At 50.1% G+C, this 14,445-nt stretch carries 12 protein-coding genes; 8 read left to right on the plus strand and 4 right to left on the minus strand.

What is annotated here, in order from left to right; genetic code table 11:
• Positions 1 to 58: 58 nt before the first annotated feature.
• The 3 genes from DWZ67_RS18640 to DWZ67_RS18650 are packed head-to-tail and all read left to right on the plus strand — an operon-like array spanning position 59 to position 3,852.
• Positions 59 to 1,438 carry an SGNH/GDSL hydrolase family protein gene (locus DWZ67_RS18640; RefSeq protein WP_009037291.1) on the plus strand — a complete coding sequence of 460 codons (1,380 nt, stop codon included), beginning with the start codon at positions 59 to 61 and terminating at the stop codon, positions 1,436 to 1,438.
• Positions 1,401 to 2,357 (plus strand): SGNH/GDSL hydrolase family protein, encoded by a 957-nt coding sequence (locus DWZ67_RS18645; RefSeq protein ID WP_120130533.1) that lies wholly within the window; start codon positions 1,401 to 1,403, stop codon positions 2,355 to 2,357. Before DWZ67_RS18640 ends, DWZ67_RS18645 begins: the two co-directional genes overlap by 38 nt.
• Positions 2,344 to 3,852, plus strand: a complete 1,509-nt coding sequence (locus tag DWZ67_RS18650; protein WP_120130534.1) for an MBOAT family O-acyltransferase — start codon at positions 2,344 to 2,346, stop codon at positions 3,850 to 3,852. The genes DWZ67_RS18645 and DWZ67_RS18650 overlap by 14 nt, the downstream gene beginning before the upstream one ends.
• On the opposite strand, the gene DWZ67_RS18655 is transcribed toward DWZ67_RS18650, so the two are convergent.
• Together DWZ67_RS18655 and DWZ67_RS18660 are read right to left on the minus strand one after the other, a co-directional pair.
• A complete protein-coding gene (locus tag DWZ67_RS18655; protein WP_005833489.1) occupies positions 3,853 to 5,520 on the minus strand; it encodes a beta-N-acetylhexosaminidase in 1,668 nt (555 codons plus the stop codon).
• Between the two features lie 90 nt (positions 5,521 to 5,610).
• On the minus strand, positions 5,611 to 6,447 hold the full coding sequence (locus DWZ67_RS18660; RefSeq protein WP_120139484.1) for a helix-turn-helix domain-containing protein: 837 nt from the start codon (positions 6,445 to 6,447) through the stop codon (positions 5,611 to 5,613).
• A gap of 190 nt (positions 6,448 to 6,637) precedes the next feature.
• Here DWZ67_RS18660 and DWZ67_RS18670 point away from each other — a divergent pair, with 190 nt between their 5' ends.
• The 4 genes from DWZ67_RS18670 (at position 6,638) to DWZ67_RS18685 (ending at position 13,303) form a co-directional block, all read left to right on the plus strand.
• Positions 6,638 to 7,753, plus strand: a complete 1,116-nt coding sequence (locus DWZ67_RS18670) for an efflux RND transporter periplasmic adaptor subunit (protein WP_005825620.1) — start codon at positions 6,638 to 6,640, stop codon at positions 7,751 to 7,753.
• A gap of 20 nt (positions 7,754 to 7,773) precedes the next feature.
• Positions 7,774 to 10,965, plus strand: a complete 3,192-nt coding sequence (locus tag DWZ67_RS18675; protein WP_120139485.1) for an efflux RND transporter permease subunit — start codon at positions 7,774 to 7,776, stop codon at positions 10,963 to 10,965.
• Positions 10,966 to 10,996: 31 nt separating this feature from the next.
• Entirely contained in the window at positions 10,997 to 12,397 is a 1,401-nt protein-coding gene (locus tag DWZ67_RS18680) for a TolC family protein (protein WP_009037287.1), read from the plus strand.
• 186 nt (positions 12,398 to 12,583) lie between these two features.
• The gene (locus tag DWZ67_RS18685) at positions 12,584 to 13,303 is read left to right on the plus strand and encodes an SGNH/GDSL hydrolase family protein (protein ID WP_005825612.1); all 720 of its coding nucleotides are present in this window, start codon (positions 12,584 to 12,586) and stop codon (positions 13,301 to 13,303) included.
• Positions 13,304 to 13,336: 33 nt separating this feature from the next.
• Here DWZ67_RS18685 and DWZ67_RS18690 read toward each other — a convergent pair whose 3' ends face one another.
• Entirely contained in the window at positions 13,337 to 13,531 is a 195-nt protein-coding gene (locus DWZ67_RS18690) for a hypothetical protein (RefSeq protein WP_005825610.1), read from the minus strand.
• Between the two features lie 16 nt (positions 13,532 to 13,547).
• Between DWZ67_RS18690 and DWZ67_RS18695 the strand changes: the two genes are divergently transcribed.
• Positions 13,548 to 14,156, plus strand: a complete 609-nt coding sequence (locus DWZ67_RS18695; protein ID WP_005825608.1) for an HU family DNA-binding protein — start codon at positions 13,548 to 13,550, stop codon at positions 14,154 to 14,156.
• Positions 14,157 to 14,261: 105 nt separating this feature from the next.
• Here the strand turns inward: DWZ67_RS18695 and DWZ67_RS20305 are convergent.
• A partial coding sequence (locus tag DWZ67_RS20305) for a hypothetical protein (RefSeq protein ID WP_207888817.1) occupies positions 14,262 to 14,445 on the minus strand: 184 nt, incomplete at its 5' end.

Consider the following 14,445-nt stretch of genomic DNA (forward strand, 5'->3'; position numbering starts at 1 on the left):
TTTTTTGTCCGGAGAGATTTTTTCAACCTATATCTATATCTTTGCGGCCACATTAGGTATGGAAAAGAATTCATTGAAATATACGGGTCTGTTGGCGTTTATCGTATGGGGTGCATTGTTGCTGATGCATCTGTTGCCAAGTATTACGATGGGTGGCCGTGTGCTGAGGCGTGTGGATATCTTGGGGGACGTGCGTCGTCCTTCCAAGCCGGTGAGTGAGCCGGACAGCCTGCTGCCTCCGCCCCCGAAGGTGAAGCCCGCCTTTGTGGACACCTGCCGTGCGGGCATGACGTGCATTGAAGATTACAGCGATTCTACCATGCGTGGCATGACGCGGTTCTATCAGGCGCTCGACGAGCTTGCCAAAGCACCCCGTCCGGTTCGTATCGCCTACTTCGGCGACTCCTTTATCGAAGCGGATATTCTGACGGCTGATTTACGCGAGATGCTTCAGCAGAAATATGGCGGTTGCGGAGTAGGTTTTGTCACCATTACGTCCATGACCAGTGGCTTCCGTCCTACAGTGCGTCATTCCTTCAGCGGATGGCAGAGTCATTCTGTCATGGACTCCGTGTTCTTTGACCGTAGCAAGCTGGGAGTCTCCGGACATTACTTTATTCCGAATACCGGTGCTTATGTGGAACTGCGGGGGCAGAAGAACTATGCCTCCCGTCTGGATACTTGCCAGCGTGCCAGTATTTTTTTCTATAACCGTGGCACAACCACCCTTTCTGTCCGCGTCAATCGTGGCGAAGCAACTACCGAGACTTTTGAGCCGATTGATGATTTGCAGGAGATGACGGTAGAGGGAAATATCGGTTCTGTCCGTTGGACGGTGGAAAGTGCGGACTCCACCTTGTTTTATGGCCTTGCCATGGACGGTACTTCCGGCATTGTGCTGGATAACTTCTCACTGCGTGGCAGCTCCGGCCTCTCCCTCCGTTCTGTTCCCGTGTGGATGATGCGCGAGTTCAACGAGCAGCGACCCTACGACCTGATAATCCTGCAGTACGGACTGAATGTAGCTACGGAGCGCGGACGCAATTACGACAGGTACATTGCAGGTATGCAGACAACGGTGGAACATCTCAAGGAAGCCTTTCCGCAAGCTGCCATCCTTGTGGTCAGCGTGGGCGACCGTGACTATAAGACCGAAGAAGGGGAGCTGCGTACCATGCCCGGTATCAAGAATCTGGTTCGTTATCAACAGAATCTGGCGGCAGATGAGGCTGTCGCTTTCTGGAATATGTTCGAGGCTATGGGTGGGGAAGGCAGTATGGCAGAGATGGTGCATGCCAAGCCGTCACTGGCCAATTATGATTATACGCACATCAACTTCCGTGGTGGAAAGTATCTTGCGGGATTGCTTTATGAGTCTTTGATTTATGGTAAGGAACAGTATGACAGAAGGAGGGCCTACTATGAAGAGGAGCCATAAGGAGGATTCACGATTGTACGATTTACGATGTACGATTTGCTGCGCGGTGCTGGTGCTGATTGCGGCGATAGGGCCGCTCCATGCACAAGATGTATTGCCGGGCAGCCTTTCGTGTCATGTCGGCGGAACGGATTGTGATACTCTCTGCCTCTATTCCCAACGTACGGATACGGTGTCTGTCCCTTTGATAACTTTTCCCGCCGCATTCCGGCAAATGAAGGAGAATGTACTTACCGACAGTCTGGGTATTCTTAATCCTTTCTGGGAGAAGCTACGTCTGTCCCGGCTGGGCGCTTCCGCTGATACGCTTCGCATCGTACATGTGGGCGACAGCCATATACGCGGCCATATCTTCCCCCGTACCACCGGTGCGTTGATGCAGGACACTTTCGGGGCAGTCTCTTATACCGATGTAGGTATCAACGGTGCATTTTGTACTACTTTCACCCGTCCGGACCGTATTGCTGATATTGCGGCTCTGCATCCCGACCTGCTTATTCTTTCCTTCGGGACGAACGAAAGCCATAACCGCCGTTACAATACAATGCTGCACTATCGCCAGATGGACGACCTTGTACGCATGCTTCGCGAGAAACTGCCGAATGTACCGATGTTGATGACCACTCCTCCGGGCTCTTACGAGAGTTTCCGGCAGCGTCGCCGTCGTCGGACCTATAAGATTAATCCGCGTACTGCCGTTGCCGTGCAGACCATCCGCCGCTATGCCGATGAAAACGGATTGGCGGTATGGGACATGTACGAAATACTTGGCGGTACCCACCGTGCCTGCCTCAACTGGCAGGAAGCCGGATTGATGCGTCCGGACCATGTACACTATTTGCCGGACGGTTACCGCCTGCAAGGCGAGCTGTTCTGCCAGGCCTTGTTAAAAGCTTATAACGATTATGTGGAATATTGACGAATTTTTATCCGGATTGAATATAGACTTGGACCGTTTGCGCGATGTCTTCACTTATGACCCGCAAGCCCCGATGATATTCAGCAGTGGTATTTTCCTCTGGCTGTTTGTCGCTTTTATATTGGTTTATCTGTTGTTGCAACGCCGGACGACGGCGCGTTTGCTGTTTGTCACCTTGTTTTCCTATTACTTCTATTATAAAAGTAGTGGCACTTATTTCTTCCTGCTTGGACTGGTGACGGTCTGTGACTTTTTCATTGCACGCTTGATGGCACGCGAGGCTATTCCCTGGCTACGTAAGGCATGGGTTGTGTTGAGTCTGTTCATCAATTTGGGATTGTTGTGTTACTTCAAGTACACCAATTTTCTGGGCGAAACTTTTGCCTCGCTGACGGGAGGCACGTTCACGACAATGGATATTTTCCTTCCGGTGGGCATCTCTTTTTTCACTTTTCAGTCGTTGAGCTATACGATAGATGTGTACCGTCGCCAGATAACGCCTCTGACCAGTTTGTTGGATTATGCTTTTTATGTTTCTTTCTTTCCCCAGTTGGTGGCGGGTCCTATTGTACGTGCCCGTGATTTCATTCCGCAAATCCGTCGCCCGCTGTTTGTCTCCAATGAGATGTTCGGACGTGGAATCTTCCTCATCGTGAGTGGGCTCTTCAAGAAAGCGGTTATATCGGACTATATCAGCGTTAACTTTGTAGAGCGTATTTTTGATAATCCTACTCTTTATTCGGGGGTGGAGAATCTGATAGGTGTTTATGGCTATGCCTTGCAGATTTATTGCGACTTCTCCGGTTACAGTGATATGGCTATCGGCATTGCCTTGTTGCTGGGCTTCCATTTCAATATCAATTTCGATTCCCCTTATAAGTCCGCTTCCATTACGGAATTTTGGAGGCGGTGGCATATTTCGCTTTCCAGCTGGTTGCGCGATTACCTTTATATTTCTTTGGGAGGCAACCGGAAGGGGAAAATCCGCCAATATGCCAATCTCATCATTACCATGTTCCTGGGCGGCTTGTGGCATGGCGCTTCGTGGAATTTTGTACTTTGGGGAATGATGCATGGCGTTGCGCTTGCAGCCCATAAGTTCTGGATGACGCTTACCGGGCGTAAGAAGGGGACGGAGAGCCATGGCATCCACCGCTTCCTCGGAGTGCTTGTCACTTTCCATTTTGTTTGTTTCTGCTGGATATTCTTCCGTAATGCGGAGTTCTCCACATCAATGGATATGCTGAAGCAGATATTCACTACTTTCCGTCCGCAACTCTTCCCGCAGCTGGTAGAGGGTTATTGGGAAGTGTTTGCACTGATGGCATTGGGCTATCTGCTGCATTTTGTGCCCGACAGTTGGGAACGTGCTTGCACAAAAACAGTAATCCGCCTCCCCTTGTTGGGAAAGGCGGTACTGATGCTTGCTGTAATCTATCTGGTCATTCAGATGAAAAGTTCGGAGATACAGCCGTTTATCTATTTCCAGTTCTGATTACTTCTTCTCGGTCGCTGTGGAGTCTGCCTGCTGTCGGAAGGGTTCCCGGTAGTTGAGCCCGTCTCTCCGGTAGAGGCCGATGAGTCCGGCCAGTCGGGTAGTGAAGTTTGTATAATCTTTCTTTTCCAGTTGTGTCCATTGTACTTCGGCAAGGGCGGCCATACGGGGGAGAACCATATACTCTACCTGTTCGCTGGTCGGGATGTATTCTGTCCAAAGGTTGGCTTGTGTGCCGAGTATGTGCTTGGCTTGTTCTTCGGTCAGTGAGGCGGTAGGATTCAGACTGTATACTTTCTCCAATGGGACAAAGCCTCCGATGGCAAATGGTTCGTGCCGGGTATCCTCACTTTGGTAATAATCAAAGTAGCAATAGTCATTGGGTGTCATTATCACGTCGTGTCCCAGTTGGGCCGCCTTGATTCCTCCTGCCGAGCCACGCCATGACATAACAGTTGCGTTGGGGGCGACGTCGCCTTCCAGAATCTCATCCCAGCCGATAATCTGGCGTCCTTTACTATTGAGGAGCTTTTCGATACGTGTCATACAATAGCTCTGCAGACGGTCTTCGGCAGTATGGTTCTTGTCGGCTTTCAATTTTTCGGTTCTGATACGTGCCTGGCATTTGGGACACTTTTCCCAACGGGTGCGGGGAGCTTCGTCACCGCCGATGTGGATGTATTTGGAAGGGAATATGTCAATGATTTCGGCCATGACATCTTCGAGGAACTGCATGGACTTTTCGTTGCCGATGCACAGCACATCTTCGAATACGCCCCAACGTGGGCACACTTCATACGGTCCACCGGTACATCCCATTTCGGGATAGGCGGCCAGTGCGGCAAGCATGTGTCCGGGCAGGTCTACTTCGGGGATGACCGTGATATAGCGCTCCCCGGCATATTTTACGATTTCTTTGGCTTGCTCTTGCGTATAGAAACCGCCATACCGGGTGTTGTCATACTCTTCGGTGTTCCGGCCGATGACGGTACGGTCGCGCCAGGCGCCAATTTCCGTCAGCTTGGGATACTTCTTTATTTCTATTCTCCAGCCTTGGTCTTCGGTGAGGTGCCAGTGGAAGGTATTCATATTGTGAAGTGCCAGCAAGTCTATGTATTTCTTTACGAACTCAATGGGAAAGAAGTGGCGGCCCACATCGAGGTGCATGCCTCGGTAGCTGAAGCGGGGTTCATCCTGGATGCTGCCGGCAGGCAATAGGATAGAGGTGGCTTTGGTTTCGGCAGGGATTGATTTACGCAGGGTTTGTATACCGTAGAACACTCCATTCTCGGTCTGTCCGTTTAGGGTCACCCGGTCGGCTTTGACGGTCAGCACATAGCCTTCCCGGTTGCCGATAGCCGGATCCAGTCCCAATGTGATGGCGCCTTTGGGCGCTTCGCTCCCCGGGGCAAGGGCTTCTGTCTGGAGGGTGTGGCCGGTGGACTGGCTGATGTATTCGGCCAAAAACTCGGCATTGCGTTTCAAAAGTTCATTGTGTTCGGGGTAGGCGATGATGGTACCGTCATTTAGGTTGAAGGGGGATTCCTGACTCAAGGCAACCTCCTGGGGCAGGGGAATGACTTGATAGTTGGCTGTTGTTTCTACTCCGCATGAAGAGCAGGCCAGGATGAGAGTGCCTGCAAGGAGCATGTGTGTAAGTTTTCTCATGGTATTGAACTGATTAAATTAGTGTCTGACAAATATACTAAAAAAATACTAAAGAGGCAGAGGAGAAGGGGATAAATGCATGCTCATACCTCAGTTCTTCTTTGCTCTGTACTCCTTGGGTGACATTCCCGTGTGTTTCTTGAAATATCGTCCGAAGAAAGACTGGTCGGGAAAACGATATTTGTCGGCAATCTCTTTCAGTGACATGCCGGTGGATTGCAGTGCCATTTTCAGTTCCAATATCAGGTTTTCGTCAATGATTTCTTTGGCAGAATCTTCTGCCACTTGTTTGGTGATGGCAGATAGGTAGCGGGTCGAAATGCAGAGTTGGTCAGCATAAAAAGCGACATCCCGCTGGGTAGTACAGTACGTATGTACCAGATTTATGAACTTTTTGAACAATTCTTCTTTCCGGTTACTGCCATTGATTTGCTCTTCCGTAAAGTAACGTTGAACCTTGTCGTAGGTGTCGAGAAAGAAAATTTGCAGCAGGTTTTGTGCAATGGCTTCGCGATACAGATTTTCAGAATCGCGGTAGATGGCATTGCTTGCCGTGATGAGTCCTGTGATAGCACGAACCGGTTCGTCTTCGGTATGCGTATAGCATGCATTCTCCTTTATAAAATGTATGAAGGGCGGCTCTAAACGGAAGCATGCCGTCTTGAACATTGTCTCGGAATAGGCAAAGAAGTCCACCAGGAAATCTTTACTCGCACTTGTCTGTGAAATAATGGAACTTGGAAGCAGCGTAATGTGCGTATTGGGTACAATATGATATTTTCTTAAATCTATTGTGATATTTGCTTCTCCACGGGTGCAGAACATCAGTGCTCCATTGTTCATTTTCAGAAGACGTTCCCGGAAGAATTCCAGCTTGTCTGTTCCGGCTCTGAACGTTTCTTGTTTGGTAGTCAGTAATGGGTTCATATGTTAGATTGCTTATGATTTGCGGTTACAAAGGTACGAGTTCTTTTTGGATTGTTAAATGGCATGTTCCGAAAATGAACAGTCGTGTACCTTCAATGAAACAAATGGTTGTTCAAAAACGGCATACCTTTGCTGCCGGCTTAAAAAATGAAAGAGAAAGCCGACGTATTATTTTTTTAAGATAAAAAGTATGATAACAAAAAAGAGTATGATGAAACAGATGATGACCGTCATCTGTAGTGCAACACTGGCAGCCTGCGGCAGCGCGCCTGTCGTGCAACCCCAGTCGGAATATCAGGTGATGACTATTTCGACTACCGACAAAGAACTGCAGACAATTTATTCCGCAGCCATCCGCGGACGGCAGGACATTGACATCTATCCGCAGGTGTCCGGTACACTCACCAAACTTTGTGTGGAGGAAGGACAGACCGTGCGTCGGGGGCAAGTCTTGTTTATTATCGACCAGGTACCCTATCTGGCAGCCTTGCGCACAGCAGAAGCCAATGTGGAAGCTGCCCGTGCCGGCGTGGCCACTTCGCAACTGACATATGACAGCAAGAAGGAGCTTTATGCCCAGAAGGTGATTTCCGAGTTTGACTTAAAGACTTCCTACAACAGCCTGCTGACAGCGAAAGCCCAGTTGGCCCAAGCCGAGGCGCAGCAGGTGAATGCCGCCAATAACCTCTCTTATACAGAAGTGAAGAGTCCGGCAGATGGAATGGTAGGTACGCTCCCTTATAGGGTGGGGACGTTGGTCAGCGCCAGTTTGCCCAAACCACTGACGACCGTATCCGATAATTCTAATATGTATGTCTATTTCTCCATGACAGAGAATCAGTTGCTTGACCTCACCCGCCGCTACGGCTCCAAGGATAAGGCGCTGGCAGAGATGGACTCTATCGAATTACAGCTCAATGACCGTTCTGTCTATCCGCAAGAAGGTAAGATAGAAACTATCAGTGGTGTAATTGATACCTCTACGGGTACAGTCAGTCTGCGTGCCGTGTTCCCCAATAAAGAGGGATTGCTGACCAGTGGCGGTTCGGGCAACGTCATCATCCCGGTACGGAAAGAGAACTGCATCGTTGTTCCCCAGAGTGCCACTTACGAAGTACAGGACAAGGTCTATGTATATAAGGTAGTTGACGGCAAGGCGCAATCAGTTCCCGTGCAAGTGACCCGTGTGAATGGAGGTCAGGAATATATCGTAGAGAGTGGCTTGAAAGTGGGGGACACAATTGTGGCCGAAGGCGTGGGTTTGCTGCGTGAAGGTACCTCCGTCCAACCCAAAACGAATGAATGATAATTTTTAACCGATAGAATATGAACCTCAGAACTTTTATAGAACGCCCCGTTTTTTCGGCAGTCATCTCCATTACGATTGTCATTCTGGGCATCATCGGATTGTTCACCTTGCCCGTTGAGCAATATCCCGACATTGCGCCGCCCACCATCATGGTGAGCACCACTTACTATGGTGCCAGTGCGGAAACCCTTCAGAAAAGTGTTATCGCTCCGTTGGAAGAGGCCATCAACGGTGTGGAGGACATGACTTACATGACTTCTACCGCCAGCAATGCAGGGTCGGTTTCCATTACTGTTTACTTCAAGCAGGGTACAGACCCGGACATGGCGGCGGTCAATGTGCAGAACCGTGTGTCCAAAGCTACGGGGCAGCTTCCTGCCGAAGTAACCCAGGTGGGTGTCACCACCAGCAAGCGGCAGACCAGTATCTTACAGATGTTCTCTTTATATAGCCCTGATGACAGCTATGACGAGAACTTTCTTGCCAACTATATCAGTATCAACCTGAAGCCGCAGATTCTCCGTATCTCCGGTGTGGGCGATATGATGATTATGGGTGGTGACTACAGCATGCGTATCTGGATGAAACCGGATGTCATGGCGCAGTACAAGCTGATACCTTCGGATGTGACGGCTGTGCTGGCAGAGCAGAATATCGAATCGGCCACCGGGTCGTTTGGTGAGAACTCGGATGAGACGTATCAATATACCATGAAATATACGGGACGCCTCATTACTCCTGAGGAGTTCGGCGACATCGTCATCCGTTCTACCGAAGACGGCGAGGTGCTGAAACTGAAGGACATCGCCGATATAGAGCTGGGTAAGGACAGTTATGCCTACAAAGGTACCATGGATGGACATCCCGGTATCTCCTGCATGGTGTTCCAGACCGCGGGCTCCAATGCCACGGAAGTGAACCGGCAGATTGACCGGCTCCTTGAAGAAGCACGCAAGGACTTGCCGAAAGGCGTGGAGCTTACCCAGATGATGTCCAGCAACGATTTCCTCTTCGCCTCTATCCACGAAGTGGTGAAAACGCTGATTGAGGCTATTATCCTGGTTATCCTGGTGGTTTATGTCTTTTTGCAAGACATCCGCTCTACGCTGATTCCGCTGGTAGGTATCGTTGTTTCACTGATTGGTACGTTTGCTTTCATGTCCGTTGCCGGATTCAGTATCAACCTGATTACGCTGTTTGCGCTGGTATTGGTGATTGGTACGGTGGTGGATGACGCCATTGTCGTGGTGGAGGCGGTGCAGGCACGGTTCGATGTGGGCTATAAGTCCTCCTATATGGCAAGTATCGATGCGATGAAGGGCATCAGCAACGCGGTTATCACTTCTTCACTGGTGTTTATGGCGGTGTTTATTCCGGTATCGTTCATGGGAGGGACTTCCGGTACGTTCTATACCCAGTTTGGGTTGACGATGGCGGTGGCCGTTGGTATTTCGGCGATTAATGCGTTGACACTCAGTCCCGCACTTTGTGCCTTGCTGCTGAAGCCTTATATCAATGAGGACGGAACGGAGAAGAATAATTTTGCTTCGCGCTTCCGCAAGGCATTCAACACGGCTTTCGAGGCGGTGGTCGAGAAGTATAAGAAGATAGTGCTGCTGTTCATCAAGCGCCGCTGGCTGGGTTGGTCGTTGCTGGCACTTTCGGTAGTGCTGCTGGTATTCCTGATGAATACCACCAAGACCGGACTGGTGCCCGACGAGGACCAAGGAACGTTGTTTGTCAACGTTAGCACCGCTCCGGGTAGCTCGCTCAAGACGACAAATGACATTATAGACCGCGTGGAGAAGCGTCTGGAAGACCTTCCTCAGAAATTGCACTTGCAGAAAGTTGCCGGTTATGGTCTGCTGTCCGGGCAGGGAAATTCTTTCGGTATGATTATCGTGAAGCTGAAACCTTGGGACGAGCGTACGGCAAAGGAAGACCAGGTGCAGGCAGTCGTCAACCAGATATACGCTCGCACGGCGGATATTAAGGATGCTACAGTCTTTGCCATTGCTCCGGGTATGATTCCGGGCTATGGTATGGGTAATGCGCTGGACTTGAATGTGCAGGACAAGCAGGGAGGGGATATGAACACCTTCTTCCAGACCACCCAGCAGTATCTGGCGGCACTGAACCAGCGTCCGGAAATTTCGATGGCATACTCCACGTTCGATGTACGCTATCCGCAGTGGACCGTCGAGGTGGATGCTTCCAAGTGCAAGCGTGCCGGGATTGCTCCCGACCAGGTGTTGTCCACACTGTCGGGCTATTATGGCGGGCAATATGTCTCCAACTTCAACCGTTTCTCCAAAGTTTACAAGGTAATGATTCAGGCCGACCCGAAGTTCCGTTTGGATGAGGCTTCACTGAACAATGCCTTTGTGCGCATGTCCAACGGTGAGATGGCTCCGTTGAGCCAGTTCGTTACGCTGACCCGTTCCTACGGTGCCGAGTCCTTGAGCCGCTTCAACATGTTCAACTCCATTGCCGTGAATGCTATGCCTGCCGAGGGATACAGTACCGGTGACGCCATCCGTGCCGTACAAGAAACGGCGGAGATAGCCTTGCCGAAGGGATATGGCTATGACTTTGGTGGCATCACCCGCGAGGAAAGCCAGCAGAGTGGTACTACAGTCATCATCTTCGGTATCTGTATCTTGATGATTTACTTGATTCTGAGTGCGCTTTACGAGAGTTTTCTGATTCCGTTTGCCGTTATCCTGGCCGTTCCTGCGGGCCTGATGGGGTCGTTCCTTTTTGCCAGGATAGCCGGGTTGGAGAATAATATCTATTTGCAGACGGGACTTATCATGCTGATAGGTCTGTTGGCAAAGACCGCTATTCTGTTGACGGAGTATGCCGCCGAGCGCCGTAAAGCGGGAATGGGGCTGATTGCTTCTGCCGTCAGTGCGGCAAAGGCGCGTTTCCGTCCCATCCTGATGACGGTACTGACGATGATTTTCGGCCTTTTCCCCTTGGTGGTTGCCACGGGTGTCGGAGCCAACGGTAACCGTTCATTGGGTACGGGTGTTGTCGGTGGTATGTTCATCGGCACATTGGCGCTGCTGTTCATTGTTCCTGTCTTGTTCATCAGTTTCCAGTGGTTGCAGGAGCGGCTTCGTCCTGCCCAATCCGTCCCGACGAGCGACTGGCAGATTGAGGAAGAGATGAAAGTAAGCCGGAAGGAGATAGAAGAATCACATTAGTACATTATCGCGTAACTAACATAAAAAAATAATGAAGAAACAATTCATATTATTAGCTGTCGCCGGCTTGGTACTGACCAGTTGCGGCATCTATACCAAATACCAGCGCCCGGAGGACATCACGACCGATGGACTTTATGGACACGATTTGGATGGGCAAAGTCTGGATAGCCTGAGTCTGTTTGCGGCATCGGACACTACCTCCATCGCTTCCCTTTCCTGGCGCGAGCTTTTTACGGACCCGCAATTACAGTCGCTCATCGAACAAGCCTTGCAAGGCAACACTGACCTGCTTTCCGCCCAACAACGTATCAAGGAGGCAGAAGCCACGCTGATGTCGGCCAAACTTTCGTACCTGCCTTCGTTTATGCTCACTCCGCAGGGTGGCGTCAGCAGTTTCGACAATTCCAAAGGCTCGTGGACCTATTCCGGCATTGCCTCGGCAAGTTGGGAAGTCGATATTTTTGGTAAGTTGACCAATGCCAAACGCCGTTCCAAAGCGCTCTACCTTCAAAGCTTGGAGTACGAACAAGCCGTCAGCACTTCGCTGATAGCTAATGTGGCCAATCTGTACTACACCTTGCTGATGCTCGACGAGCAATACCGCATTTCCGAAGAAACAGCCGCCAGTTGGCGCGAAAGTGTACGCACCATGCGAGCCATGATGGCTGCAGGCATGACGAACGAGGCGAGTGTCTCGCAATCCGAAGCCAACTGTCGTCAGGTGGAAGCTTCGCTGCTCGACCTCCGGCAGCAGGTAAAGGAAGTGGAGAACAGTCTCTCCATTCTGTTGGGCGATGTTCCGGGCACCATTGAGCGTGGCCGGTTGGCGGGGCAGGAGTTCCCGCAGGAACTTGCGGTGGGCGTACCTCTGCAACTGCTTTCCCGCCGTCCCGATGTGAAAAGTGCCGAACTCTCGCTGGCATCCGCTTTCTACAGCACCAATGCCGCCCGTTCTGCTTTCTACCCCTCCATCACCTTGAGCGGTACAGCTGGCTGGACCAACTCGGCAGGAAGCATGATTGTCAATCCAGGAAAACTACTCTTCTCCGCCATCGGCTCGCTGACACAACCCTTGTTCAACAAAGGGCTGAACGTGGCACAGCTCAAGATAGCCAAAGCACAGCAGGAAGAAGCCAGGCTCGCTTTTCAGCAAGCTTTGCTCAATGCCGGTAGCGAAGTGAACAATGCTCTGACCCAAGTGCAGGTAGCCCGTGGAAAGACGGAGCTCCGCGCAAGGCAGATAACTTCACTGGAAACTACCGTCCGCAGCACCCGGTTACTGATGCAACACGGCACTTCCACCTATTTGGAAGTGCTCACTGCCCAGCAGGGGCTACTCTCTGCCCAACTGACACAGGTAGCCGACCGCTTTGATGAAATACAAGGTATCATCAACCTCTATCAAGCCCTCGGTGGAGGGCGGGAGTAAAATATACTCTTTCTCATCTTCATTCTCTCGCCCCTCTATCAATCCGGCATTTCCTTTTTTTGTGGGAATCCGATGGTAGAGGGGCTTTCATATAAGCGGGCTATGGCAAAAAAACTACGGTTTCTTGCCGTCAAACCGGGACAAACTTTATAACTTTGCGGCATACGACATAAAAATCTATCTATTATGAACTGCAAATCCTTGTTTTTTCTGGTTGTTTTTTCCCTGACCCTTATATCAGGGGTGTTTGCTCAAAAGAAAGTTTCTATTCTTGGCGATTCCTATTCCACTTTTTACGGTCATGTCTCTCCTGCCGCCAATCTCTGCTGGTATGGAGTTCCCGGCGAAAAGAAAGAGAATGATGTGACAAAGGTGGAGGAAACCTGGTGGTACCGTTTCATCCATGAGCACGGCTTTCAGTTGGAACGCAACAATTCCTATTCCGGCTCCACCGTCTGTCATACCGGTTACGAGAAAGCCGATTACTCCGACCGTTCTTTTATCACCCGTATTCACAACCTCGGCACCCCCGACATAATCCTTGTTTTTGGCGGTACCAATGACAGTTGGGCAGGTGCTCCCATTGGCGCATACCAATATGATGGCTGGACGAAAGCCGATTTGTATAGCTTCCGTCCTGCCTTTTGCTATCTGCTTGCATCTCTCAAGCAGCTCTATCCTGCGGCCAGGATTTATAATATTACCAATTCTGAATTATCCGAAGAGGTAACTGATTCCATGGATGAAATTTGCCGGCACTATGGCATCGAGAATATTCGTTTGCACGACATTGATAAACAATGGGGGCATCCTTCTGTGCAAGGAATGCAGAGTATCGATGCTCAGGTTTGGGAGTCTGTCTCCCCGATATTGGAGGCTTCTGTTTCTTTGCCTGCCAAGAACTAAGGACAGACTCATTGGGAGTTATCCTTTTCTATCCTAAATGCTAATCTTTCCACTGCCGTATTCTTTTCTTTCCACAGCTGTGGAAAGAAAAGAATACGGCAGTGGAAAGAAAGTAAAATCCTTGTGGCAAGAAAAATAATTAGTACCTTTACTGCCAGCTTCTGCCGATTTCGAGAACATTTCTTCCCCAAGTTTGCTGCAAGTTTCCCTCAATTCTCTATAAACCATTAATTTAAATTATTTTATGAGTGCTTATTATGACCTTTATGAAACGCCCGTCCCCGAAGGCGAGGAACCGAAGTCGCTGCATGCCCGTGTCTGTTCCAAGGGAACCATTTCTGGTAAAGAGTTTATGGAACGGGTTTTTCGTGAAGAACATATGCCCCACGCCATGGTTGTGGGTATTGTGCAAGCCATCACCACTACGCTTGGAGACTGGCTGGCAAAGGGCTATACGGTGGAGATAGAGGGACTTGGCTTCTTCAGCACCACGCTGAAGTGTACCCATCCGGTGATGAATAAGAAAGAAGTACGTGCGGAGTCGGTCAAGATGTCCACGGTGAAATTCCGTCCCGGCATCGAATTCAAACGTTATGTGGCAGGTAAGATGGAGTTGGAACGTGCGGATAAACGCTTTTTCCCGGATAAACCGAAAGCAATGGGCGACATGGTTGCCCGTGAAAAAAGCATGATGGACTTTCTGGAGGCTAATGTCTGTATTACTCGTGCAGAATATTCCCGCCTTGTCCATGTCACCGCCCGCCGGGCTTCGAGGGATTTGCAGACATTTATCGATTCCGGCGTGATTCGCAAGCGTGGTGCCGGCCGTTCTGTGGTCTATGTCAAGGGGTGAACTTAGTATATTCCGATGCGCGCGCGTATATATATAATGTGTCCCTTTCCTTCCTGCCTTTCTTTCCCTTTAAAAAATATGCTTTAAAACATATCTATCAATCAGCTAGTTATGAAAAAGTTCACGTAAACCCTCAAAAAAAGCTTGTATATATTTTGCAGATGTCCGTAAAAGCCCTACTTTTGCATCCGCTTTCGGGAACGAAGGCGGCGATGTTTTGACATTCTGACAGTAAAACGGAGCGGTAAGCTTCCATTTTTCTCTTCTTTGCCATAGGTTTCTTTCGGAA

This window comes from Bacteroides sp. AF34-31BH (assembly GCF_003602795.1).
GTDB lineage: Bacteria > Bacteroidota > Bacteroidia > Bacteroidales > Bacteroidaceae > Bacteroides > Bacteroides uniformis.

What these genes read in the sequence shown, in the direction of transcription:
- DWZ67_RS18650 (WP_120130534.1), top strand. Translation starts at nt 2,344, where the DNA reads ATGTGGAATATTGACGAATTTTTATCCGGATTGAATATAGACTTGGAC.
- DWZ67_RS18645 (WP_120130533.1), top strand. Translation starts at nt 1,401, where the DNA reads ATGACAGAAGGAGGGCCTACTATGAAGAGGAGCCATAAGGAGGATTCA.
- DWZ67_RS18640 (WP_009037291.1), top strand. Translation starts at nt 59, where the DNA reads ATGGAAAAGAATTCATTGAAATATACGGGTCTGTTGGCGTTTATCGTA.
- DWZ67_RS18660 (WP_120139484.1), bottom strand. Translation starts at nt 6,447, where the DNA reads ATGAACCCATTACTGACTACCAAACAAGAAACGTTCAGAGCCGGAACA.
- DWZ67_RS18685 (WP_005825612.1), top strand. Translation starts at nt 12,584, where the DNA reads ATGAACTGCAAATCCTTGTTTTTTCTGGTTGTTTTTTCCCTGACCCTT.
- DWZ67_RS18675 (WP_120139485.1), top strand. Translation starts at nt 7,774, where the DNA reads ATGAACCTCAGAACTTTTATAGAACGCCCCGTTTTTTCGGCAGTCATC.
- DWZ67_RS18655 (WP_005833489.1), bottom strand. Translation starts at nt 5,520, where the DNA reads ATGAGAAAACTTACACACATGCTCCTTGCAGGCACTCTCATCCTGGCC.
- DWZ67_RS18670 (WP_005825620.1), top strand. Translation starts at nt 6,638, where the DNA reads ATGATAACAAAAAAGAGTATGATGAAACAGATGATGACCGTCATCTGT.
- DWZ67_RS18695 (WP_005825608.1), top strand. Translation starts at nt 13,548, where the DNA reads ATGAGTGCTTATTATGACCTTTATGAAACGCCCGTCCCCGAAGGCGAG.
- DWZ67_RS18690 (WP_005825610.1), bottom strand. Translation starts at nt 13,531, where the DNA reads ATGGTTTATAGAGAATTGAGGGAAACTTGCAGCAAACTTGGGGAAGAA.
- DWZ67_RS18680 (WP_009037287.1), top strand. Translation starts at nt 10,997, where the DNA reads ATGAAGAAACAATTCATATTATTAGCTGTCGCCGGCTTGGTACTGACC.